The organism is Streptomyces swartbergensis, from assembly GCF_002148965.1.
Classification (GTDB): domain Bacteria; phylum Actinomycetota; class Actinomycetes; order Streptomycetales; family Streptomycetaceae; genus Streptomyces; species Streptomyces swartbergensis.
The window spans coordinates 1-21,792 of record NZ_NGFN01000127.1; the positions used below are offsets into that span (position 1 = coordinate 1).

At 70.9% G+C, this 21,792-nt stretch carries 21 protein-coding genes and 1 pseudogene; 9 read left to right on the plus strand and 13 right to left on the minus strand.

Annotated elements, in window-relative coordinates; translation table 11 throughout:
* Nucleotides 1-978, minus strand: a 978-nt coding sequence (locus CA983_RS20915) for a serine/threonine-protein kinase (RefSeq protein ID WP_208637005.1), incomplete at its 3' end; no start/stop codon positions are given.
* A gap of 318 nt (nt 979-1,296) precedes the next feature.
* Here CA983_RS20915 and CA983_RS20920 point away from each other — a divergent pair.
* On the plus strand, nt 1,297-1,917 hold the full coding sequence (locus CA983_RS20920; protein WP_086602435.1) for a hypothetical protein: 621 nt from the start codon (nt 1,297-1,299) through the stop codon (nt 1,915-1,917).
* Nucleotides 1,918-1,931: 14 nt separating this feature from the next.
* Here the strand turns inward: CA983_RS20920 and CA983_RS20925 are convergent, their stop codons facing one another.
* Genes CA983_RS20925 through CA983_RS20935 form a run of 3 tightly spaced genes read right to left on the minus strand, consistent with a single transcriptional unit; the run spans nt 1,932 to nt 3,786 of the window.
* A complete protein-coding gene (locus CA983_RS20925) occupies nt 1,932-2,462 on the minus strand; it encodes a DUF488 domain-containing protein (protein ID WP_086602436.1) in 531 nt (176 codons plus the stop codon).
* Between the two features lie 53 nt (nt 2,463-2,515).
* Nucleotides 2,516-3,364: an NmrA family NAD(P)-binding protein gene (locus tag CA983_RS20930; protein WP_086602437.1), complete on the minus strand. Its 849-nt coding sequence runs from the start codon at nt 3,362-3,364 to the stop codon at nt 2,516-2,518.
* Nucleotides 3,361-3,786: a nuclear transport factor 2 family protein gene (locus CA983_RS20935; protein ID WP_086602438.1), complete on the minus strand. Its 426-nt coding sequence runs from the start codon at nt 3,784-3,786 to the stop codon at nt 3,361-3,363. The genes CA983_RS20930 and CA983_RS20935 overlap by 4 nt, the downstream gene beginning before the upstream one ends.
* Before the next feature lie 87 nt (nt 3,787-3,873).
* On the opposite strand from CA983_RS20935, the gene CA983_RS20940 reads away from it, so the two are divergent.
* Complete coding sequence (locus tag CA983_RS20940; protein WP_086602439.1) at nt 3,874-4,482, plus strand: TetR/AcrR family transcriptional regulator; 609 nt, start codon at nt 3,874-3,876, stop codon at nt 4,480-4,482.
* Here CA983_RS20940 and CA983_RS20945 read toward each other — a convergent pair.
* On the minus strand, nt 4,427-4,858 hold the full coding sequence (locus tag CA983_RS20945) for an SDR family NAD(P)-dependent oxidoreductase (RefSeq protein ID WP_244207031.1): 432 nt from the start codon (nt 4,856-4,858) through the stop codon (nt 4,427-4,429). The genes CA983_RS20940 and CA983_RS20945 overlap by 56 nt on opposite strands.
* Between CA983_RS20945 and CA983_RS45870 the strand changes: the two genes are divergently transcribed.
* The 6 genes from CA983_RS45870 (at nt 4,847) to CA983_RS20970 (ending at nt 8,830) form a co-directional block, all read left to right on the plus strand.
* Nucleotides 4,847-5,068 carry a hypothetical protein gene (locus CA983_RS45870; protein WP_143645521.1) on the plus strand — a complete coding sequence of 74 codons (222 nt, stop codon included), beginning with the start codon at nt 4,847-4,849 and terminating at the stop codon, nt 5,066-5,068. The genes CA983_RS20945 and CA983_RS45870 overlap by 12 nt on opposite strands.
* A gap of 146 nt (nt 5,069-5,214) precedes the next feature.
* Nucleotides 5,215-5,835, plus strand: a complete 621-nt coding sequence (locus CA983_RS20950) for a class I SAM-dependent methyltransferase (RefSeq protein ID WP_086602451.1) — start codon at nt 5,215-5,217, stop codon at nt 5,833-5,835.
* Between the two features lie 20 nt (nt 5,836-5,855).
* Entirely contained in the window at nt 5,856-7,259 is a 1,404-nt protein-coding gene (locus CA983_RS20955) for an amidase (RefSeq protein ID WP_086602440.1), read from the plus strand.
* An 86-nt stretch (nt 7,260-7,345) separates the two neighbouring features.
* Nucleotides 7,346-7,822: a cupin domain-containing protein gene (locus tag CA983_RS20960; RefSeq protein WP_086602441.1), complete on the plus strand. Its 477-nt coding sequence runs from the start codon at nt 7,346-7,348 to the stop codon at nt 7,820-7,822.
* Between the two features lie 334 nt (nt 7,823-8,156).
* Nucleotides 8,157-8,339 (plus strand): hypothetical protein, encoded by a 183-nt coding sequence (locus tag CA983_RS20965; protein ID WP_086602442.1) that lies wholly within the window; start codon nt 8,157-8,159, stop codon nt 8,337-8,339.
* Between the two features lie 29 nt (nt 8,340-8,368).
* On the plus strand, nt 8,369-8,830 hold the full coding sequence (locus CA983_RS20970) for a hypothetical protein (RefSeq protein WP_086602443.1): 462 nt from the start codon (nt 8,369-8,371) through the stop codon (nt 8,828-8,830).
* A 202-nt stretch (nt 8,831-9,032) separates the two neighbouring features.
* Here CA983_RS20970 and CA983_RS45875 read toward each other — a convergent pair whose 3' ends face one another.
* The 3 genes from CA983_RS45875 to CA983_RS20980 all read right to left on the minus strand — a co-directional run bounded on the left by CA983_RS45875 (nt 9,033) and on the right by CA983_RS20980 (nt 11,163).
* Nucleotides 9,033-9,320, minus strand: coding sequence for a hypothetical protein (locus tag CA983_RS45875; RefSeq protein ID WP_143645522.1), 288 nt, complete (start codon nt 9,318-9,320; stop codon nt 9,033-9,035).
* Between the two features lie 28 nt (nt 9,321-9,348).
* Nucleotides 9,349-10,878, minus strand: coding sequence for a helix-turn-helix domain-containing protein (locus CA983_RS20975; RefSeq protein WP_086602444.1), 1,530 nt, complete (start codon nt 10,876-10,878; stop codon nt 9,349-9,351).
* An 84-nt stretch (nt 10,879-10,962) separates the two neighbouring features.
* Nucleotides 10,963-11,163 (minus strand): DUF4236 domain-containing protein, encoded by a 201-nt coding sequence (locus CA983_RS20980; protein ID WP_086602445.1) that lies wholly within the window; start codon nt 11,161-11,163, stop codon nt 10,963-10,965.
* Between the two features lie 262 nt (nt 11,164-11,425).
* Between CA983_RS20980 and CA983_RS20985 the strand changes: the two genes are divergently transcribed.
* Nucleotides 11,426-14,239, plus strand: coding sequence for an aconitate hydratase (locus CA983_RS20985; protein WP_086602446.1), 2,814 nt, complete (start codon nt 11,426-11,428; stop codon nt 14,237-14,239).
* A gap of 192 nt (nt 14,240-14,431) precedes the next feature.
* On the opposite strand, the gene CA983_RS20990 is transcribed toward CA983_RS20985, so the two are convergent.
* From CA983_RS20990 to CA983_RS21010, 5 genes and pseudogenes are all read right to left on the minus strand, one after another.
* The gene (locus tag CA983_RS20990) at nt 14,432-15,784 is read right to left on the minus strand and encodes an ABC transporter substrate-binding protein (RefSeq protein ID WP_086602447.1); all 1,353 of its coding nucleotides are present in this window, start codon (nt 15,782-15,784) and stop codon (nt 14,432-14,434) included.
* 60 nt (nt 15,785-15,844) lie between these two features.
* Nucleotides 15,845-17,149 carry a sugar ABC transporter permease gene (locus CA983_RS20995; RefSeq protein ID WP_086602448.1) on the minus strand — a complete coding sequence of 435 codons (1,305 nt, stop codon included), beginning with the start codon at nt 17,147-17,149 and terminating at the stop codon, nt 15,845-15,847.
* Nucleotides 17,140-17,919 carry an ATP-binding cassette domain-containing protein gene (locus tag CA983_RS21000; RefSeq protein ID WP_086602449.1) on the minus strand — a complete coding sequence of 260 codons (780 nt, stop codon included), beginning with the start codon at nt 17,917-17,919 and terminating at the stop codon, nt 17,140-17,142. Before CA983_RS21000 ends, CA983_RS20995 begins: the two co-directional genes overlap by 10 nt.
* A 15-nt stretch (nt 17,920-17,934) precedes the next feature.
* Complete coding sequence (locus CA983_RS21005) at nt 17,935-19,017, minus strand: substrate-binding domain-containing protein (protein WP_086602450.1); 1,083 nt, start codon at nt 19,015-19,017, stop codon at nt 17,935-17,937.
* A gap of 692 nt (nt 19,018-19,709) precedes the next feature.
* Nucleotides 19,710-21,792, minus strand: a pseudogene (locus tag CA983_RS21010) (SpoIIE family protein phosphatase); the annotation flags it as partial.

Here is a 21,792-nt window from a genome sequence, read left to right on the forward strand (position 1 = left end):
GTGCGGGGCTGTCGTGTACAGGGTGGTGCCCACGGCGAGGGTGGCTGTCAGAGCTGCGGCGATCGTGGTGATGCGGCGGCGTCGGCGGGTGCGGGCCGGTTGTGGCTGGTCGCGCCCCGCGGCTGAGCCGCCTGTCGACACAGCCCCGCGCCCCTTGGGGGCGATGTTCGCCACCGTACTGAGAGCACGTTCTGTCTCCTCCGCGGAGGGGCGGGCCTCTGGATCCCTGGCCAGGAGGGACTCTATGAGTGGGGCCAGCGGGCCGGACCGGCGAGGTGGGTCCACGGAATCCGTGGCTATCGCGTACGCCGTCTCCATCGCCGTCGCGCGGCGGAACGGGGGACGGCCCTCCAGCGTCTGGTACAGCGTCGCGCCGAGGGCCCACAGGTCCGACGCCGGGCCGGGGGTGAGGCCTCTGACGCGTTCCGGAGCCATGTAGTCGATGGAGCCGACCATCTCGCCGGTCCGGGTCAGCGTCGAGGAACCGGCCGTCATGGCTATGCCGAAGTCGGTGAGGACGACCCGGTCTCCCGCGCCGAGGAGGACGTTGCCGGGCTTGACGTCCCGGTGCAGTACGCCGGCGGCGTGCGCGGCGCGCAGGGCGCCCACCATGGCCAGGCCGATGCGGGCCGCCTCGTCGGGCGGCAGGGTCCGGCCGTCCTGGAGGAGGTCGCCGAGCGTGTGGCCGGGGACGTACTCCATGACGACACAGGGACGGCCGTCGTCCTCCACGACGTCGTGCACGACGATCACGTTGGGGTGCGTGACACGCGCGGCGCTGCGGGCCTCACGGCGCATGCGCTCGTACAGCGTGCCGAGCTCGTCGGCGGACAGATGCGGCCGCTCGTGCAGCTGCTTCAGGGCGACCTGGCGTCCCAGCAGCTCGTCGTCGGCGCGCCACACCGTGCCCATGCCGCCCCGGCCGATCCGCTCGGCGAGCCGATAGCGCCCGGCGACGAGTCGCCCCTGCTCCGACACCGTGTGTCCTCCGCCACCTTGTCCGTCTTGGGCGCCTTGATGCGCCCTGGTCACCATAACTGGTGACCCTGGGCCGACCCCGGCTGGGAGTGAGGCCGGCCACACGTCGCCGCCCCGCCCGGCGTTGATGACAGTCTCCCCAGAGCCTCCATCAGCCGCACGCATGCGCCGGTCTTCGGCCGGCGGGCCCCGTAGCGCGCCGGTGACATTCGGGACGAACCCGTAGCAGGTGTGCGGGGCAACGTAGGCGGGGGGTGACGGGTCGTAGTGGGTGCAAGGGCTGAAGCCCGCGCATTCGACGAAGACCATGGGGGAAACATGCACGTCCGTACCCGACGCATCCGTACCACCGTGGCCGCGCTGGCGGCCGCCGCCGGTGTCGCCGCAGCCGCCGTCCCGGCCGCCGCCGCCACCGCACCGACCTCCACCACCCCCCGGTTCCTGAAGCCGGCCGAACTGCCGCCGCACCCGACCTCGCCCTGGTACGCCGGTCCGGTCACCGCCGGTCAGCCGGACCCGCTGCCGGTGTGCGTGGGCGATGCCCTGCCGTCCATCGCCACCCACCGCTCGTACTGGACCGAGTACGACACCAACGCCCAGCAGATCACGGTCGTGGAGCGCGACGTACAGCGTGCCAAGGACTTCGCGGCGCTGCTGCGCAAGGACCTCGCCGGCTGCGCGAAGAAGCTGATGCAGCAGGACCCCGACATCACGGCGACGCAGAAGTACTACGGCCGGCTGAACGTCGAGGAGGGCGCCCATGTCTACGGCCTCCACACCGCTTCGGCGTGGGGTTCCTCCGACATCGGCCTGTTCTCGGTCGGCCGCGACGGCAGGACCGTGACGGTGGTCCGGTGGGGCCAGATGGGCAACTTCCAGCACGCCCAGGTGTCGGACTTCAAGACCACCACCGTCACGGCGGTCAACAAGTTGTACTGACAGTACTGACGGGCTCAGTCGCGAGCGTCGTACACGAGGAGCCCGTCGTCGCGCAGTCGCGCGCCGGGCGTCGGCGCATGGACGCTGAGGCGCCCGTCGTGCATGAGGTGGTGGGCCGGTACGCCGCGGGCGAGTACCGCGAAGTCGGCGATCAGCCGGCGGTGGCAGCGCCACCAGACCGCCTCGCTGCACATCACGGCGGTGCGGCCGTGTGAGGCCTCGCGCAGCACCCGGTCCATCGCGGTGACGAACTCGGGGGAGCGGGTGTGGGCGGCGTAGCCGCGGAAGGAGGCGTTGCGCCACACGATGTCCGGGCTGTCCGCGGGAGGTGTGCGGAACCCGCCGAGGGCGGGTTCCCACCGGTAGGCGATGCCGCAGCCCGGCATCCACTCGGCGAGCCGTCGCCGCGACAGATCGGGGTCGCGGCGGCTGCCGGGGGCGGTCCGCACGTCCACGACGGCCGTGACGCCGGCGTGGCCCAGCAGATCGGCGATCCGCTCCCGATCGGCGGTGCTGTGCCCGAAGGTCAGCAGAAGCGCGTCCACAGCGCCGGACTTTCCCGTTCGCGCGGTCCCACACCTGACGGAGCGGGCCGATGTCACCGACCTGGCCGCATCTCCCTCTCCAGGAACGCGCGGAAGGTGCGCGCGGGTCGGCCCGTGAAGCGCTGGACGGTATCGGTGACGCGGTCCTCCGCCCCCTCGGCGATGGCACGCTCCATCCCCGCCAGCATGGCGGCGAACTCCATCGGCATCAGCGCCGAGAGGCGATCGCGCATCCGCTCGTAGGAGATCGGCCGGTGGACCACGGGCCGGCCGGTGACCTCCGTGATGAGCGTGGCGATGTCGTCGTAGCTGAGCGCCTCCGGTCCGGTGAGGACGACATCGCTGTTGGGGGCCTGGTCGTCGGTCAGGGCGTGGACCGCGACGGCGGCGATGTCGTCGGCGTCGACGAAACCGACCCGGCCGCTCCCGGTCGCGGTCGAGATCGTGCCGTCCTCGCGGATGCCGCGGGCGTGCGCGTGCGTGCCGGTGAAGTTCTGCATGAACCAGGAGGGCCGCAGCACCGCCCACTGTTCGAACAGGTCGGGCAGAGCCTGGTGCACCGCGCCCACGGCCGGGCCGCCCTCGGGGATGGCCGAGGAACTGAGGAGTACCGCGCGGCGTGTGCCGGCGGTGCGGGCCCGGCGCAGGAACGGCAGCATGACCGCTGCCGGGTCGGGGTCGCCCAGCGGCGGTATGAGGTACACGCGGTCGACTCCGTCGAGGGCGGCGGCGTGGCCGGCGGGGTCGTACCAGTCGAAGGCGACCGGCTCCGCGCCGGGGACCGGGGTGGCGTGACGGCCGGCGGCTCTGACGCGGTGGCCGGCGGCCGTCAGCCGCGCGGCGGTGCGGCTGCCGGTGGTGCCGGTGGCGCCGATGACCAGGGTGGTGCCGGTGCCGGTCATCGGCCGCTCCCGGCGAAGCCGGTGCCGGGTTCGAGGACGGCGAGGGGATTCCAGTAGTCGCGGTAGGAGACGATGAGCCCGTCCCGGACAGTGACGACGGCGATGTACGTCATGTCGTAGGGGCTGTCGGTCTTCACCAGGCGTCCGATGCCGCGCATCTCGGCCACGATGGTCTCCGGGTCGCTGGTCCGGTGGATCCGCAGGTCGGGGAAGTCGTGCAGGTCGATGTGGTCGGGGTAGGGGCGCATGTAGGCGGCGACGGCCTCCTTGCCCTCCAGGCGGCGGGGCCGGCCCGGGGGTGCGAAGGGGAACTCCATGACGCCGTCCTCGGCCCACAGGCCGACCCACGCGGGAATGTCCTTCTCCAGAAGCAGTCGCAGGCTGTGGCGGTAGAGATCCGCCGGGGTGGTCGGTGCGGACATGGGTGTCCTCCATCTCGTAGAATCCGGACCTGGGGTCCGCTTTCGACGATACGGACCCCGGGTCCGGATTGCAAAGAGGAGAACCGCGTGCCCGAGCGCAAGCCCCGTCAGGACGCCGCCCGTAACCGGAAGGCCGTCCTCGCGGCCGCCGACGACCTCTTCGCCCGCTCCGACAGCCCCGAGGAGGTCACCATGGCCGACATCGCGGCAGCGGCCGGCGTCGGCAAGGGAACGCTCTTCCGTGCCTTCGGCGACCGTGCCGGGCTGCTCCGCGCGCTGTACGAGGCGCGGCTCGAACCGGTCAGGGAGGCCGTCGAAACCGGTCCGCCGCCCTTGGGGCCCGCCACCCCGCCGCACCAGCGCGTACCCGCCCTGCTGGACGCCGTGCTGTGCTTCAAACTCGACAACCGCCGCCTCGCGCTGGCCCTGGAAGAGGACGGAAGCGGCAGTCCGTACCAGGCGGAGCACTACACGCGATGGCACCGCCTGCTCCGGTCCGTGCTGGAGCAGATCCCCGGTCTGACCGACAGCGACTACCTCGCCCACGCCCTGCTCGCCGCCACCCGGGCCGACCTCGTCGAGCACCTGGCCGGCCGGGAGAGGCTGCCACGCGACACCATGCGGGCGCACCTGGCGCACCTCACCGCCAGAGTCCTGGGCTCCGGCCCACTAACGGCACCGGCCACCGAGAACTGATCGAGGACCGGGCAGCCCCTTGGCGAGCGGGGCCTCCCGCCCGGTCGATGCCGGGCGGATCATCCCTGCCGCACCGGCACCACCACCATCTCCGCGACATTGACGTGCGGCGGCGCCGACACCGCGAAGGCGATGGCCTCGGCGACGTCCTCGGCGGCCAGGGCCCCGCGCCGGAGCGCAGGCGGGTCAGGGCATTGCGCATCCCGGTGTCCCGCATGTCCGTCCCGAGTTCGGTGCCGGTCACGCCCGGCTCGATGTTCTTCACGCGGACACCGCGCGGCCCGAGTCCGGCACGCAGGTTCCGGGTGAGATGGGCGACGGCCGCCTTGGTGGCGCAGTAGACGGACCAGTCGGGAAAGAGGGCGTGCCCGCCCACGGAGCCGATGTGGACGAGGTCCGCCGGGCCGTCGCGGGCGCCCGCGGCGAGCCTCGTTGCGTCTGCTGCTGGGGAAGGCCGCGTACGACATCGCGACTGCGGCTCGACACGCTCCGGGCCGGCTTCGACACTTGGTGGGACGTCACCGTCGGCGCCGTACCCGGCCGCCTGCCCGAGGCCAAGGCGGGAGGAAGGCCGTCGGGCCGGTAGCGGACTCTGGCGTGGATACGTTCCCCTGCCGGCCGAGGATGCTGCGGAACTCCCATACGTCCGCTGCCCGCGCTCTTTGCGGTTTCCGCAAAGAGCGTTGCCGGCAGGCCGGGAGCGGGGGCACGTTGGCGGCGGAGGTGCTCACGATGACCCGGAATACTCAGTTCGACGCCCAGCACTGGGACGAGATGTACCGCAGCCGCGACCAGGTGTTCAGCGGCAACCCCAACGGCGTGCTCGTCGCCGAGTTCGACGACATGCCACCGGGCCGAGCGCTCGACGTCGGATGCGGAGAAGGCGCCGACGCGCTCTGGCTCGCCCGGCGCGGCTGGCACGTCACCGCGGTCGACATCTCCGAGGTCGCCCTGCGGCGCGCTACCGCCGCTGCCACGGACGTCCAGGACCGTGTGTCCTGGACACGGGCCGACCTCCTCACCACGCCGCCCCGGGCAGGCGCCTTCGACCTGGTGTCCGTCCAGTACTTCCCGCTCGAACGCCGGCCGGGCCACGCCGCGTTGCGCGGCCTGCTGGACGCCGTCGTCCCCGGCGGCACGCTGCTCCTCGTCACCCACGCCCTCGCGGATCTCGCAGGGCGTCAGGAGGAGGGCTTCGACCCCGACGACTACTACTGGCCCGCCGACATCGCCCCACTCCTCGGACCCGCCTGGGAGATCCTCGTCAACGAGACCCGTCCACGCGTCGCCCCGCCCCCCGTCGGCACCCACCACACCCGCGACAGTGTCCTGCGAGCGCGACGCCTGCCGTGACGAGAGCACCTGGAGGCGCGGTGACCGCCCTGACCGATCTGGACGCGACGGAACTGGCACGGCGTGTACGGGCACGCGAGGTGTCCTCTCGCGAGGTGGTGCGGGCTCATCTCGATCGCATCGCGGCCGTCGATCCGGACGTACGCGCCGTGCTCACCCTGCTCGGTGAACAGGCCCTGACCGCGGCGGACGAGGCCGACTCCGCCGTGGCGCGCGGCGACGATCTCGGTCCGCTGCACGGCGTTCCCTTCACGATCAAGGACTCGTTCGACACGGCGGGCGTGGTGACCACGCGGGGATCGCGGCTGTTCGCCCACCACGTTCCGGCGGAGGACGCGACCGCCGTGGCGCGGATGCGTGCCGCGGGTGCCATCCCGCTCGCCAAGACGAGCCTGCCGGAGTTCTCCTACTGGACGGAGACCGACAACCTCCTGGTGGGCGCCACTCGCAACCCCTGGGACCCGCGGCGGACTCCGGGCGGGTCCAGCGGGGGCGAGGCGGCGGCGATCGCGGCCGGTATGTCACCGCTCGGCCTGGGCAGTGACGTGGCCATCTCGGTCCGTGGCCCCGCTCATTTCACGGGCATCGTCGCCCTGAAGGCCACACACGGCCGCATCCCGTACACAGGGCACTGGCCGCCGGTACTGCGTCGCTACTGGCACGTCGGCCCCATGGCCCGCACCGTCCGGGACATCGCGACCGCGTACCGGATCCTCGCCGGCTCCGACGGCACCGACGGCTACGCGATCAGACCCCCTGACAGCCCTCGCGGCCCGGCCGACGGTCGGCCGTGGCGCGTCGGTGTGCTGCTGGCGCCGGGGTTCGGCCCGGTCGACACCGACGTCGCGGCCACCGTCCGATCCGCGTCCGACGCCCTCACCGCGTCGGGTCTCACCGTCGAGGCGGTCCGCGTCCCCGTCCTGGAGGAGCACAACGCGACGCGCCTCAGTGCCACCCTCTACACCGCCGAAATCCTCCCGTTCCTGCGGACGTTGACCGCAGGACACGAAGACGTCCTGCACCCGGTCTCGCGCGCCACCCTGCGGGCCAGGGAACCGTCGCCTGACGCCGTCGCCGACGCACAGCAGGTCGTCGAGCGCATGCGGGACGAGTTCGCGGCCTGCTTCGGCCGGTACGACGCGCTGCTGTGCCCCGTGGTGACGTTCCCGGCGCCGCTGCCGGCCCAGTCAAGCCACCTCGTCGACGGGGTCGAGATCCCGGCCCGGGACGTCATGCGGGCCACCGTGCCGTTCAATCTCACCGGTCTGCCGGCGCTGTCGCTCCCGTTCGGCGCGACCGCGGACGGCCTGCCGATCGGCGTCCAGCTCGTCACCACCTGGTACGCCGAGGATGTGCTGCTCCGTCTGGCGGCACTCCTGGAGTCCGCGAGCCCGGTCCGCGAACGCCGCCCACCCGGCACGTGAACAAGCCAAAGGCGCTCCGACCTCTGGCGAGCCTCCACCGCGCGAGCAATGATTGAACAATGAACTAAATGTGGAGGGGGATTCGGATGAGCATGGCCCTCGTGCGCAACCCGGGCGAAGGCACCTTCTACCGCTACTACGACAGCGTCCAGGAGCAGGTCGTGTCGGCCTCCGAGACGCAAGGGGTGGTCAGCGTCCTGCGGCTGACCATGCGCCAGGCGGACGCGCCGCCGCTGCACACCCACAGCCGTGAGGACGAGAGCTGGGTGGTCCTGTCCGGCCGCGTCCGGTTCTGGGTCGGCTCGACCTCACTCGACGACTGCGACGTCCACGACGCCGAGCCGGGCGCCTACGTCTTCGGCCCTCGGTCGGTTCCCCATACCTTCCAGCCGCTCACCACGACGGCGGGCATGCTGGTCATCAACAATCCAGGCACCATCGAAGGCTACTTCCGGTCGATCGGCCCCGCCGACGCGCGACAGGACACGGACCACGCCGACTTGCTGGCCCGGTACGGGGTGACACTCCTGGACGCCCCGCCGACGCGGCCGCGTCCGTCGTAGTGCGCGTCCGTCGGTAGGTGCGCGGATGTCAGCCGGCGAAGTCGGCGGGATCAAGCGCCACCTGCTGGTCGACACCCTGGCCTGACTCCGCTTTTTTTTCCGCGCCATTGGGCTGTCGAGCGGTCGTTTGCCTGGCTGGGGCGCTGCCGCCGTCTCTCGAAGAACTCACGAGTATCCGCGCGTCACGAGTATCCGCGCGTCAACCCGGAGAACTCCATCTACCTCGCCGACCTCCACGAGCCCCGCCATGTCTCGATCACGCATCTTTCATGGCCATGACACCCACCGGGTGTGAAGATCTCCCTCGCATTAATGACCTATCGATGGAGATGTGATGAGGGACTTCCGTGTCGGCGAGAAGATGGCCGCCTGCGCTGCCTCATTCGCGGCAGTGGCGGCTGTGATGGTCCAGGACAAGCAGATCGCCGAGAACAAGAGCCGGCTGACCGGCATCAAGGAGCAGCGCGGCAAGGAAATCGCGGCCGCGCGCAAGCAGATGACGGCTTCCGCCCGGTGAAGGCCGGTGCAGTAGTGCCCGGATCGAGGATGATCCGGGCACTGTGCCTGATGGCGGCGTGTGCGCTGGCCGCCGGGTGTACGGACGACGCCGCCGGCAAGGCCCCCGCGTCGCAGCGGCCGGTGACTCCGAGCGCCGAGCAGAGCAGTCCGCGAGTGCGCCCATCGCCTGTGCCCTCGGTGCACTCCGAAGGCCGTACGCGTGTGCTGGAGTACGGAGACCTGACCGTGCGTGCCACGCCGGAGAACAACGGTGTGCGTACCGAGATCGAGGTAACCAATACCAACGAGCGGAAAGCGACGTACTCAGTCCAGATCAGCATCGCTGACGGTAAGGGCTGGACCGCGTACGACCGGTTCTGGCTCCAGGATGTCCCTCCCGGAAAGACCGGACGGGACGATGCGGTGATCGGCTCGGAGGACATGGGCCCGGTTCCGCAGATTCCGAAGATCTACGTCGATGAGTTCACTCCCATCGTCGACCGGAAATAGCAAAGGGAGCGCTTCTTACTGTGCGTAAAAGACAGAGGCAACGCGCGGTGGTGATAGCGGCGGCGACTGCGCTTCTCGCCTCGTCACTGTCCATCTCCGCGCAGGCTCAGGGACCGAAGGTTCCCGACAATGCCGTGCAAGGTGGGTGAAGAAACAGGTGTGGTGCCGACGGAACCCGTCGGCACCACACCTGTTTCGGCCGTCAGGACCACTCGATCACGCCGTCCGTCACCGACACGGTACGTCCCCAGAAGGGGAGTTCCGGCTCGTTCTGCGTGCCATGGAGGGCGGCGGCGAGGGCGTGCAGCAGTCGCGCCATCGAAGGGGCACAAGGGCGCGGATAATCCGTTTCCGTGTACTTCAGGACCGGGTGCACGGCGGTGATGTCCGCTTCGGAGGCCGGGGTATTGAGCGGTGCGACGAGTGGCTGGGATCGAATCCACTGTGATATGCGCTGAATGGATTGATCCAGCGGTTCTATGGTGGTCATTGGGTCCTCGCGTCGGCGGCAGCTCCTGTCAGATGTCCCGGAAGATCTCGATCTGCGCCCCGATCGAGTTCAGCCGCTCCGCCAGGTCCTCGTAACCCCGGTTGATGACATACACGTTGCGCAGCACCGACGTGCCCTCGGCCGCCATCATCGCCAGGAGGACGACCACGGCGGGGCGCAGGGCGGGCGGGCACATCATCTCGGCGGCGCGCCAGCGGGTCGGGCCTTCCACCAGGACGCGGTGGGGGTCGAGCAACTGGAGCCGGCCGCCGAGGCGGTTGAGGTCCGTCAGGTAGATCGCGCGGTTGTCGTAGACCCAGTCGTGGATGAGGGTCTTGCCCTGGGCGACCGCCGCGATCGCCGCGAAGAACGGGACGTTGTCGATGTTCAGGCCGGGGAACGGCATGGGGTGGATCTTGTCGATCGGCGCCTCCAGCTTGGAGGGCCGGACGGTCAGGTCCACCAGCCGGGTACGGCCGTTGTCGGCGAAGTACTCGGGCGTGCGGTCGTGGTCGAGGCCCATCTCCTCCAGCACGGCCAGCTCGATCTCCAGGAACTCGATCGGCACCCGGCGCACCGTCAGCTCCGACTCGGTGACCACGGCCGCCGCGACCAGGCTCATCGCCTCGACCGGGTCCTCGGAGGGGGAGTAGTCCACGTCGACGTCGATGGTCGGCACGCCGTGCACGGTGAGCGTGGTGGTGCCGATGCCGTCGACCTTGACGCCGAGGGCCTCCAGGAAGAAGCACAGGTCCTGGACCATGTAGTTGGAGGAGGCGTTGCGGATGACGGTGATGCCGTCGTGCCGGGCGGCGGCCAGCAGCGCGTTCTCGGTCACCGTGTCGCCGCGCTCGGTCAGCACGATCGGGCGGTCGGGGCGGACCGAGCGGTCGACCACCGCGTGGTACTGGCCCTCGGTGGCGGCGATGTCGAGACCGAACCGGCGCAGCGCGATCATGTGGGGCTCGACCGTGCGCGTACCGAGGTCGCAGCCGCCGGCGTAGGGCAGCTTGAAGTGGTCCATGCGGTGCAGCAGCGGACCGAGGAACATGATGATGGAGCGGGTGCGGCGGGCCGCGTCCGCGTCGATCGACGCCAGGTCCAGCTCGGCCGACGGGACGATCTCCAGGTCGACACCGTCGTTGATCCACCGGGTGCGCACGCCGATCGAGCCCAGCACCTCCAGGAGGCGGTACACCTCCTCGATGCGGGCGACGCGGCGCAGCACCGTGCGCCCCTGGTTGAGCAGTGAGGCGCACAGCAGCGCGACACACGCGTTCTTGCTCGTCTTCACGTCGATGGCGCCGGAGAGACGGCGCCCGCCGACCACCCGCAGGTGCATCGGACCGGCGTAGCCGAGGGACACGATCTCGCTGTCGAGGGCCTCCCCGATGCGCGCGATCATCTCAAGGCTGATGTTCTGGTTGCCGCGCTCGATCCGGTTCACGGCACTCTGGCTGGTTCCGAGCGCCTCGGCCAGCTGCGACTGAGTCCAGCCCCGGTGCTGCCGGGCGTCACGGATGAGCTTGCCGATGCGTACGAGGTAGTCGTCTGCCATGCGGTTGAGGTTATCTCAGATATGAGATGGCACCCGATCGGGGGGTCCATTCGGGTGACGGGAAGTCAATCCTCCCCGGTGGATTCAGGGTCGGCGACTCGTGCGCGTGCGTCGCCATCCGAAAGGTCCGGGCAAATCCATCGATGTCGTACGACGTCCCGTACTGCTGCGGGTGTATCGGGGGCCGTTCTTCCCGCCGCCGGTCGTGATGGACCAGGAGCGCTTGTTGATGTTCAGGCGCACCCCCGGAAGGATCCGGAAACTCTTGCGGAACGTGAGCGGCATGCCTGTCTCCTCTCCGTTCGTGGCGTGGCTACCTGGTTCGGATACCCCGGAGAGGGGCGTGCATGACCGCATGGCGGACGCCGGGGCATGACCAACCGCGCCCGGTGTACTAGAGTTATCTCGACATCGAGATATCTGCCGAGGAGCACCGCAGACGCAAGCCGTCAACGAGTCCAACGGTAAGGGTTACCTAACTTAGCCTTACCTTAGCGGATCGGTCGAGAGGCCGTGGCGGCAGGATCGTGGTGGTACGCGCACATCAATGAAGGAGACTGTCGTGTCGGCGAACAGCTTCGACGCCCGCAGCACGCTGCAGGTGGGCGACGAGTCGTACGAGATCTTCCGGCTGGACAAGGTCGAGGGCGCCGCGCGCCTCCCCTACAGCCTGAAGGTGCTGCTGGAGAACCTCCTCCGCACCGAGGACGGCGCGAACATCACCGCCGACCACATCCGCGCCCTCGGCGGCTGGGACTCGCAGGCCCAGCCGTCGCAGGAGATCCAGTTCACGCCGGCCCGCGTGATCATGCAGGACTTCACGGGCGTTCCCTGTGTCGTGGACCTCGCGACCATGCGTGAGGCCGTGAAGGAGCTGGGCGGCGACCCGGCGAAGATCAACCCGCTGGCGCCGGCCGAGCTGGTCATCGACCACTCCGTCATCGCCGACAAGTTCGGCACGAACGAGGCCTTCGCGCAGAACGTCGAGCTGGAGTACGGCCGCAACCGCGAGCGCTACCAGTTCCTGCGCTGGGGCCAGACCGCGTTCGACGAGTTCAAGGTCGTCCCGCCCGGCACCGGCATCGTCCACCAGGTGAACATCGAGCACCTGGCCCGGACCGTGATGGTCCGCAACGGCCAGGCGTACCCCGACACCCTCGTCGGCACCGACTCGCACACCACCATGGTCAACGGCCTCGGCGTGCTGGGCTGGGGCGTCGGCGGCATCGAGGCCGAGGCCGCCATGCTCGGCCAGCCGGTCTCCATGCTCATCCCGCGCGTCGTCGGCTTCAAGCTCACCGGTGAGCTCACGCCCGGCACCACCGCCACCGACCTCGTGCTGACCATCACCGAGATGCTGCGCAAGCACGGTGTCGTCGGCAAGTTCGTCGAGTTCTACGGCGAGGGCGTCGCCGCCACCTCGCTCGCCAACCGCGCCACCATCGGCAACATGTCGCCGGAGTTCGGCTCCACCGCCGCGATCTTCCCGATCGACGACGAGACCATCAAGTACCTCAAGCTCACCGGCCGCTCCGAGCAGCAGCTCGCGCTCGTCGAGGCGTACGCCAAGGAGCAGGGCCTCTGGCTTGACCCGAAGGCCGAGCCGGACTTCTCCGAGAAGCTGGAGCTCGACCTGTCGACGGTCGTGCCGTCCATCGCCGGCCCGAAGCGTCCGCAGGACCGCATCGTCCTCGCCGAGGCCGCCCAGCAGTTCGCGAAGGACGTCCTCAACTACGTCGAGGTTCCCGTGGCCCAGCAGGCCGCCGCCTCGGCCTCCCCGGTCGACGAGGCGAGCGACGAGTCCTTCCCGGCCTCCGACGCCCCGGCCTACGGCAGCCAGGAGAACGGCGCCGGCGCCCCGCAGCACGCCGGCGGCACCGGTGCCGCCGTCCCGTCGAACCCGGTCACCGTCACCGCCCCCGACGGCTCGACGTACGAGATCGACCACGGCGCCGTGACGGTCGCGGCCATCACCTCCTGCACCAACACCTCCAACCCGTACGTCATGGTCGCCGCCGCCCTGGTGGCCAAGAAGGCGGTGGAGAAGGGCCTGACCCGCAAGCCGTGGGTCAAGACCACGCTCGCCCCGGGCTCCAAGGTCGTCACCGACTACTTCGAGAAGGCGGGCCTGACCCCCTACCTCGACAAGGTCGGCTTCAACCTCGTCGGCTACGGCTGCACCACCTGCATCGGAAACTCCGGCCCGCTGCCGGAGGAGGTCTCCAAGGCGGTCAACGACAACGACCTCGCGGTCACCTCGGTCCTCTCCGGCAACCGGAACTTCGAGGGCCGTATCAACCCCGACGTCAAGATGAACTACCTGGCGTCCCCGCCGCTGGTCGTCGCCTACGCGCTCGCCGGCTCCATGAAGGTGGACATCACCCGTGAAGCCCTGGGCACCGACCAGGACGGCAACCCGGTCTTCCTGAAGGACATCTGGCCCTCCGAGGCCGAGGTGAACGACGTCGTCGCCAACGCCATCGGCGAGGACATGTTCGCCAAGTCCTACTCGGACGTCTTCGCGGGCGACGCCCAGTGGCAGGCGCTGCCGATCCCGACCGGCAACACCTTCGAGTGGGACCCGCAGTCGACGTACGTCCGCAAGCCCCCGTACTTCGAGGGCATGACGATGGAGACCACCCCGGTCTCCGACATCTCCGGCGCCCGCGTGCTGGCCAAGCTGGGCGACTCGGTCACCACCGACCACATCTCCCCGGCCGGTGCCATCAAGGCCGACACCCCGGCCGGCAAGTACCTCACGGAGCACGGCGTCGAGCGCCGCGACTTCAACAGCTACGGCTCCCGCCGCGGCAACCACGAGGTCATGATCCGCGGTACGTTCGCCAACATCCGCCTGCGCAACCAGATCGCGCCGGGCACCGAGGGCGGCTACACGCGTGACTTCACGCAGGAGGACGGCCCGGTCTCCTTCATCTACGACGCCTCGCAGAACTACCAGGCCGCCGGCATCCCGCTGGTCGTCCTGGCCGGCAAGGAGTACGGCTCCGGCTCGTCCCGCGACTGGGCCGCCAAGGGCACCGCGCTGCTGGGCGTCAAGGCCGTCATCGCCGAGTCCTACGAGCGCATCCACCGCTCGAACCTCATCGGCATGGGCGTCCTGCCGCTGCAGTTCCCGGAGGGCCAGTCCGCCGAGTCCCTCGGCCTGACCGGTGAGGAGACCTTCTCGATCTCCGGCGTCACCGAGCTCAACGAGGGCACCACCCCGCGCACGGTGAAGGTCACCACCGACACCGGCGTCGAGTTCGACGCGGTCGTCCGCATCGACACCCCCGGTGAGGCGGACTACTACCGCAACGGCGGCATCATGCAGTACGTGCTGCGCAGCCTGATCCGCAAGTAAGCGGACCGGCAAGGCCGTTCACGGCAGTTCGAGGGCCGCGTTCCCGGATGACCGGGGGCGCGGCCCGCGCCGTTGACGCCGGGCGGGTGGCCGACGGCACGGGGGCATCGCCCGCGCTCCGAGAGGAGACGGAGGGTGAACCGCCCGTGCCGGCCGAGCGTTGGGGCTTTCCGAGCGGGCGTGACCGCCGGGTCACTCGCCCCGGTACTTCGCCGCCGCGGCCTGAGCGAGGTCCTGCGACTTGTCCAGGGCCGTGTCCACCGACTGGTGCCCGGCGATGGCCGCGGCGATCTGCTCGGAGACCGCCGTGCCGAGCACGGCGAACTCGGGAATGCCCAGGAAGCCGATGCCGGTGTAGGGGCGGGGGGCGACACCGGGGTTCTTCGGGTCGGCGGAGTCGGTCGCCGCCGTGTACTCCTGCCGGTACCAGGCACCGGCCGCCTGCTGGTACTCGGGGTTGGCGTAGAGCGACTTGCGGTTCCCGGCGGGCGCCGCGGTCCAGCCCACCTCCTGCCCGACCAGCTCCTGGTACTCCTTGGAGGAGGCCCAGGAGATGAACTCCCAGGCGGCGTCCTTGTTGTCGGAGGCCTGCTGGATGCCCCACGCCCAGGTCCACAGCCAGCCGGCCTTCTCGGTCCGGTCGTGCGGGGCCGGGACGTAGCCGACCTTGCCCTTGACCGAGGAACCGTCGGCCTCGATCGACGAGGCCAGCGACGTGGCGTCGTACATCATGGCGCACTTGCCCGCGACGAACCTGTCGAGGATCTCCAGCACCCCCATCCGTTCGGCGCCGGGCTGGCCGTGGGAGCTGAGCAGGTCGACGTAGAAGCCGACGGCCTTCTTGAACTCGGGTGAGGTCAGGCGCGCGTTCCAGTCCATGTCGTACCAGGCGCCGCCGAAGGTGTTGACGACCGTGTTGATCGGGGCGAGGTTCTGGCCCCAGCCGGGCAGGCCGCGCAGGCAGATGCCGCTCGCGCCGTCGGTGCCGTCGACCCGGGCGGCGAGGCCGGCGACCTGCTGCCAGGTCGGGTTCGGCGGCATGGTCAGCCCGTCCTTGCGGAAGAGGTCCTTGCGGTACATCAGGAAGGATCCCTCGCCGTAGAACGGCTCGGCGTAGAGCCTGCCGTCCTCGCCGGTCAGCGAGGACACCAGGTTGGGGAAGACGTCGTCCTGGTCGAAGTCCTTGTCGGCCTTCACATAGGAATCCAGCGGGGCGAGCCAGCCGTTGTCCGAGTAGATCGGCACCTCGTAGGCGCTCACGCTCGCCACGTCGTGGGTGCCGGCCTGAGTCGCGAACTCGCGGTTCATCCGCACCCGCGCCTCGTTCTCCGGCAGCACGGTGTAGTCGACCGTGATGCCGGTCTCCGCGGTGAAGTACTTCTTCGTGAGCTTCTTCAGGGTCTGGATCTGGGGCACGTCCGTGGCGAGCACGCTGAGGTCGGCCTGCTCGCCGCCGGGTGGGTCCGTGTCACCGCATCCGGCGAGGACCAGGCCTGCGACGGCCGTGGCGGCCACGGCCGCCCGGACGAGGCGGCTGCGTTTCATGGCACTCCGGCCCCTACCCATCTTTGCCGTTTCTTAGGCATTTCGGGATAAATGCATGACTCAGGGACGGCCCCGCCGGGCCGCCGCGCGTCTGGAGAGCGCGTCGGCCGCGACGGCGGCCAGCAGCACCCCGCCCGTGATCATGAACTGCACGGCGTCCTCCACTCCCAGCAGCCCCATGCCCGAGGCGATCGACTGGATGACCAGCACACCGAGCAGCACGGACCAGGGCGAGCCCCGCCCCCCGAACAGGCTCGTACCGCCGATGACGGCGGCCGCGATCGCGTTGATCAGCAGCATCCCGGAGCCGGCCGCACGAGCCGTCGTGGGGCTCGCCGAGGTCAGGCCCGAGGCCACGAACAGCCCGCCGATCGCGGCCAGCGTCCCCGACACCATGAACATCGCGACCCGTACCCGCTCCACGGAGATGCCCGCCCGCCGCGCCGCCTCGACCCCGCCGCCGAGCGCGTACACCCGCCGCCCGTAGCGGGTGCGGCGCAGCACGTAGTCCGAGACGACGAGGACCACCAGGAAGATCAGCAGCGCGAGCGGCAGCCCCTGGAACCGGTTGAGCGTGTGGGCCGCGGCGAAGGCGAGCACCGCGAGGAGACCGGTGCGCACCCCGATCTCGCTCGCCGGCCGGTACGGCATGCCGGCGGCCCGGTGCCGGGCGCGCTTGCGGTGGGCGGCCAGGAAGTACCCGGCCGTGCCGAGCGCCGCCACCGCGTAGGCCGCCACGGCGTCACCGAAGTGCCGGCTGGTCAGGGAGGCGACCAGGCCCTCCTCGTCGATGTTGATGGTGCCGCTCGCGCCCAGCAGGTCGAGCGTCAGGCCGTTCCAGATCAGCAGCCCCGCGAGGGTCACGACGAACGCGGGCACGCCGAGCCACGCGAAGAACACCCCGTGGAAGGCGCCCACCGCCATGCCCGCGGCGATCGCCACGATCACCGCCATCCACTCCGGCATCCCGTGGTTCACGTTCAGCACGGCGAACGCGGCCCCCGCCAGGCCGCTGACCGAACCGACCGACAGATCGATCTCCCTGATCAGCAGCACGAACACGATGCCGACGGCGACCAGACCGGTCCCGACGATGTCCACGCTCAGGTTGGACAGGTTGCGCGGCGAGAGGAACTTGTCGTCCAGCGCCTGGAAGACGATCCAGATCACGATCAGCCCGGCGACCACCAGCAGCGGCCCGCGCTCGGCGTCCCGCACACTGCCGCGCATCTCCACGGCGTAGTCGCGCAGACTGCCGGGCCAGCCACGGGTGCGCGGCCCGCGGCCGGATGCGACCGGCCCGGCGCCGCCGCCCGTGCCGGCGGTTCCGCCGCCCCGGTGCGGCCCGCCCCCCGTCACGGCCACGCCTCCTCGTCGCCCTTCGTACGATGCGCCACGGCGTTGTCCGCCGCCCCGGTGACGGACGAGATGATCTGCTCCTGCGTCACGGTACTGACGTCGAACAGACCGTTGTTGCGGCCCAGCCGCAGCACGGCGACCCGGTCCGCGACGGCCTTGATGTCGCCCATGTTGTGACTGATGAGGATGATCGCCATACCGCGGTCGCGCACCTCCTCGATGAGGTCGAGCAGATGGCTGGTCTGCTCGACGCCCAGGGCGGCGGTGGGCTCGTCGAGCAGCAGGACCTTGGGCGCGCCCATGAGCGAGCGGGAGATCGCGACGGCCTGCCGCTGCCCGGCGGACAGCGCCGCGACCGGCATGCGCACGTCGGGGATACGGATCGACAGGGTCCGCATCAGATCGCGGGCGCGGCGCTCCATCTCCACCTCGTCGAGGATGCCCACCCGGTCGATCTCCCGGCCGAGGAAGAGATTGCCCACGACGTCCAGGTTGTCGCACATGGCGAGGTCCTGGTAGACGGTCGCGATGCCCAGGGCGTGGGCGTCGTGCGGGCGTTTGATCTGCACGAGCCGCCCCTCCCACTCGATGACGCCCCGGTCGGCGGGGCTGACGCCCGAGATCACCTTGATCAGCGTGGACTTGCCGGCGCCGTTGTCGCCCGCCAGGGCCACGACCTCACCGGCCCGGACCTGGAGGTCGACGTCCACGAGCGCCTGCACGCCGCCGAACCGCTTGGAGATGCCGCGCAAGGCCAGTACGGGTGGATGGGCCACGGTCGATCACCTCCCTCACCGGGTGAGCCCGATCCGGTCGCAGGCCGACCGGAGCTTCGGGGTGCAGATCTGGTCGATCGTGTAGATGCCGTCCCGGACGAGCGTGTGCCCGATGGTCTCGGCCGTCACGGAGACCGGGTCGAGCAGCACCGCCGGGACGTCCCTTGTGGTGGGGCTGTCCACGGTCGACGTGACGAGGGCGTCGAGGTCGTTGCCGCGTGCCAGGGCGACGGCCATGGCGGAGGCCGCCTCGGTCTCCTGCCGGAAGGGCTTGTAGACGGTCATGTACTGCTCGCCCTTGACGATGCGCCGCACGGCGTCGAGGTCGGCGTCCTGGCCGGTGACCGGGGGCAGCGGCGAGACGCGGGCGCTCTTGAGCGCCGCGATGACGCCGGAGGCGATCGAGTCGTTGGCCGCGAGCACGCCGTCGATCTGGTTCGGTCCGAGGGCGTTGATCGCGCCGGACATGTGATCGTGCGCGTTCTCCGTGCGCCAGCCGAGGGTGTCGTACGACTTGAGGATCCGCACCCGGTCCTGGAGCACCGACCGGGCGCCGCCCTCGTACCAGGCGGCGTTGGGGCTGGAGGGGTCGCCGTTCACCATGACGACGCCGCCGCCGTCGGCCCTGGCACCCATGCCCTTCAGCAGCGCCTCGCCCTGGAGTCTGCCGACCCGGCCGCCGTCGAAAGTGACGAAACCGGAGATCGGGCCCTCGGCGAGCCGGTCGTAGGCGACGACCGGGATGCCCGCGCGGTCCGCCGCGCGCACCGAGGAGCGCAGCGCCTTCGGGTCGACGACGTCCAGGATGAGGACGGACACACCCCGGGTGATCATGGAGTTCATCTGTTGCCGCTGGCTCGCCGCGTCGTTCTCCGCGTTGGCGTACAGGACCCGGCAGTCGGCGCACAGCTCCTTCACCCGCTTCTCGATCAGGGGCTTGTCGGACTGCTCCCAGCGAGGTACCGCGCGGCTCGGCAGCAGCAGCCCGACGGTGAGCCCGCCCTCGCCCTGCCCGCCGTCCTCGGCACAGCCGGCCAGGGCCACCGCCATGACGACCGCGACGAGCCCGGCGCCCAGCCGCCACCTACGGCTCCTCATCCCGGACCTCCCTCCTGGTCCCGGCCGCGTCCCCGGGGGTTGCTCCGGTCCGGGGCGCGGCGCCGACCTGGGGCTCGGCCCTCGCTGGGGTCCGGGTCCGGGTTCGGGTCCGGGTCCGGGAACGGGTTCGGGTGCGGGGTTTGGCGGGCTGGGCCTTCGCTCGGGTCCGGGTCCGGGGTCGGGTGCGAGGTTTGGCGGGCTCGGCCTTCGCTCGGGTTCGGGTCCGGGGTTTGGCGGGCTGGGCCTTCGCTCGCGTCCGGGGTCTGGCGGGCTCGGCCCTCGCTCGCGTCCGGGTCCGGGGTTCGGCCGGTTTGGCCTTCGCGCGTGCTCGGGTCGGGGTCCGGGTTCCGGTGTCGGCTCCGGGACTGATCGCGATCATGGCTTCGGCCCGAGCCCCGGGCTTCGTTCCTGTCCGGGATTTGGCCCCTGTCCGCGTCCGGGTTTCGGTCCGGGCTCCGGGTCGGGCCGGGGGCCCGGGTCTTGTTCCCGTCCGGGGTCTGGCCCTCGTCCGGGCCCGGGCCCGGTCGAAGGCCCGGGTTCCGGTCTCGGCTCCGGGTTCGGCCGGAGGCTCTGCCTGCGCTGCGGTCGCGGATCCGGCCCATGCCCCAACTCCGGTTGCGGCCGATGCCCCAGCCCCGGCCGGGCTCCCGTTCCTCCTCGGGCTCGACCCACGGTTCCGCTTCCGGCGTCGGCTCCGCCTCCGGCTCCCGGTCCGCTTCCTGCTCCTGGCGTGACACGACGATCTCGCTCCACACCTGCTTGCCGCCGCCGACCGGCACCGATCCCCAGGCCGCCGACAGCGCCTCGACCAGGAAGAGCCCCCGGCCGCCGGTCGACTCCCAGTCCACGACCACCGGCTTGGCCGGCGCCCGCGGCGAGGAGTCGCTCACGGTCACCCGCAGCCGGTCCGCCGCCAGGGTCAGGTCCAGCCGGAGCGCACCCTGCGTGTGCACCAGCGCGTTCGTGACCAGTTCGGACACCACCAGCAGAACGGTGTCGGCCTCGTCCACGACGTCCCACGAACGCAGCGTGCGCGCGCTGAACCGGCGGGCGTGCATGACCGCGTCCGGCAGCCGCCACACCACCCAGCCCGCCCGCACCGGCCGCACCCGCATCCCGTCGTAGCGCAGCAGCAGCAACGCCACGTCGTCCTCTCGGCGGCCGGCCTCGCCGAGCAGGTCGTCGGCCATCCGCCCCGGGTCGGAGGGATCGGCCGCGGCGAGCGCTTCGCGCACGATCCGCATGCCCTCGTCCACGTCCAGCTCGGCCGACTCGACCAGCCCGTCCGTCACCAGCGCGAGCACCGAGCCGGGCGCCAGCGCCGACGCCGTCAGCGGGAACTCCGCGTCCTCCAGCACGCCCAGCGGAAGCCCGCCCTCGACCGCGATCTCCTCCGTGCCGCCGTCGGGATGACGCACCAGCGGGGACAGGTGCCCGGCCCGCACGAACAGCGCGTTGCCCTCCTCCATGTCCAGCTCGACGTAGCAGCACGTGGCGAACAGGTCGGTCTCCATGCCGACGAGCAGCCGGTTGGCGTGCGCGACCACCACGTCCGGCGGATGACCCTCCACGGCGTAGGCCCGGACCGCCGTGCGCATCTGGCCCATGATCGTCGCGGCTCCGGCGCTGTGCCCCTGCACATCACCGATGACCAGGGCCACCTTCCCCTCCGACAGCGCGATCACGTCGTACCAGTCGCCGCCCACCTGGAGCCCGCGCCGGGCGGGCAGATAACGGGCCACGGCGATGCCCCCGGGCAACTGGGGGAGACGGCGCGGCAGCAGGCTGCGCTGGAGCATCGTCGCGAGTTCCTGCTCGGCGTCGTAGGCGTGCGCGCGGATCAGGGCCTGCCCCACCAGCCCCGCGGTCGCCGTCAGCAGGGCCCGCTCCTCGGGCGCGAACTCGTGCGGCGCGTCCCAGCCGACCAGGCACACCCCGGCCACCCTGCCCTTGGCCGGCAGCGGCAGGACCGCGAGCCCGCCGGGGCCGATCCCCGAGAGTCCGGGTTCCAGCACGGCACCGGCCGGCCACAGGCTCATCCGCCCGTCGCGCAGCGCCGCCTGGAGCGTGGGCAGGGCGGTGACCGGCGCGTCGGGCCACTCCGAGCGCCACTCGGAACGCCACAGTTCCGGCCAGGCACCGGCCCCCGGCGGATCGAGCACGGTGACCGCCAGCCGGTCCTCCAGCAGCTCGGCGAGCGCCACCCGGTCGGCACCCAGCGGCTCGCGCAGCGCGGCGACCACCACGCGGCTGACGTCCCGGACCGTCGTGGCGTCGTCGAGCGCGGCCGTCAGCCACTGGATCCGGGCAACGTCACTGGCGCTCCGGCGCAGCACGGGAGCCGCGGTCACCACACCCAGGACCCGCTCCGGGGACCCGTCGGGCCTCTTCAGCACGCGGCAGTTCAGGCGCAGCCAGCACAGTTCCCCGGTGGCCCGGCGGGTACGGAACTCCAGTTCCCGGCGCCCGGGGGTCTGCGCGGACGGTTCGATGACCGACATCAGGGCCGGGACGTCCTCCGGGACGCTGTAAGAGAGCAGGGTGTCGGTCTTGCCGTCGAAGCCGCCCTCGGGGACGCCCACCAGTTCCAGCAGGGCCGGGTCGGTCTCGACCAGCCCGGTGCCGGGGGTCAGGGCGAAGGAACCGACGCCCAGGGCACGCAGGGCGGAATCCAGCAGGGGGGTGGGGGCGGACCGGTCGGCCTCCCCCCGGAGCCGTCCGGCGACCGCCTCGGCATACCGCTCCAGAAACTCCCGCTGCTCGGCCCCGAACCCC

Bases quoted from the DNA above. Each gene is read 5' to 3' on its own strand.
- CA983_RS20920 (WP_086602435.1), top strand. From the start codon at position 1,297: ATGCACGTCCGTACCCGACGCATCCGTACCACCGTGGCCGCGCTGGCG.
- CA983_RS20930 (WP_086602437.1), bottom strand. From the start codon at position 3,364: ATGACCGGCACCGGCACCACCCTGGTCATCGGCGCCACCGGCACCACC.
- CA983_RS20935 (WP_086602438.1), bottom strand. From the start codon at position 3,786: ATGTCCGCACCGACCACCCCGGCGGATCTCTACCGCCACAGCCTGCGA.
- CA983_RS20950 (WP_086602451.1), top strand. From the start codon at position 5,215: ATGACCCGGAATACTCAGTTCGACGCCCAGCACTGGGACGAGATGTAC.
- CA983_RS20960 (WP_086602441.1), top strand. From the start codon at position 7,346: ATGAGCATGGCCCTCGTGCGCAACCCGGGCGAAGGCACCTTCTACCGC.
- CA983_RS20965 (WP_086602442.1), top strand. From the start codon at position 8,157: ATGAGGGACTTCCGTGTCGGCGAGAAGATGGCCGCCTGCGCTGCCTCA.
- CA983_RS20970 (WP_086602443.1), top strand. From the start codon at position 8,369: ATGATCCGGGCACTGTGCCTGATGGCGGCGTGTGCGCTGGCCGCCGGG.
- CA983_RS45875 (WP_143645522.1), bottom strand. From the start codon at position 9,320: ATGACCACCATAGAACCGCTGGATCAATCCATTCAGCGCATATCACAG.
- CA983_RS20975 (WP_086602444.1), bottom strand. From the start codon at position 10,878: ATGGCAGACGACTACCTCGTACGCATCGGCAAGCTCATCCGTGACGCC.
- CA983_RS20980 (WP_086602445.1), bottom strand. From the start codon at position 11,163: ATGCCGCTCACGTTCCGCAAGAGTTTCCGGATCCTTCCGGGGGTGCGC.
- CA983_RS20985 (WP_086602446.1), top strand. From the start codon at position 11,426: ATGAAGGAGACTGTCGTGTCGGCGAACAGCTTCGACGCCCGCAGCACG.
- CA983_RS20990 (WP_086602447.1), bottom strand. From the start codon at position 15,784: ATGAAACGCAGCCGCCTCGTCCGGGCGGCCGTGGCCGCCACGGCCGTC.
- CA983_RS21005 (WP_086602450.1), bottom strand. From the start codon at position 19,017: ATGAGGAGCCGTAGGTGGCGGCTGGGCGCCGGGCTCGTCGCGGTCGTC.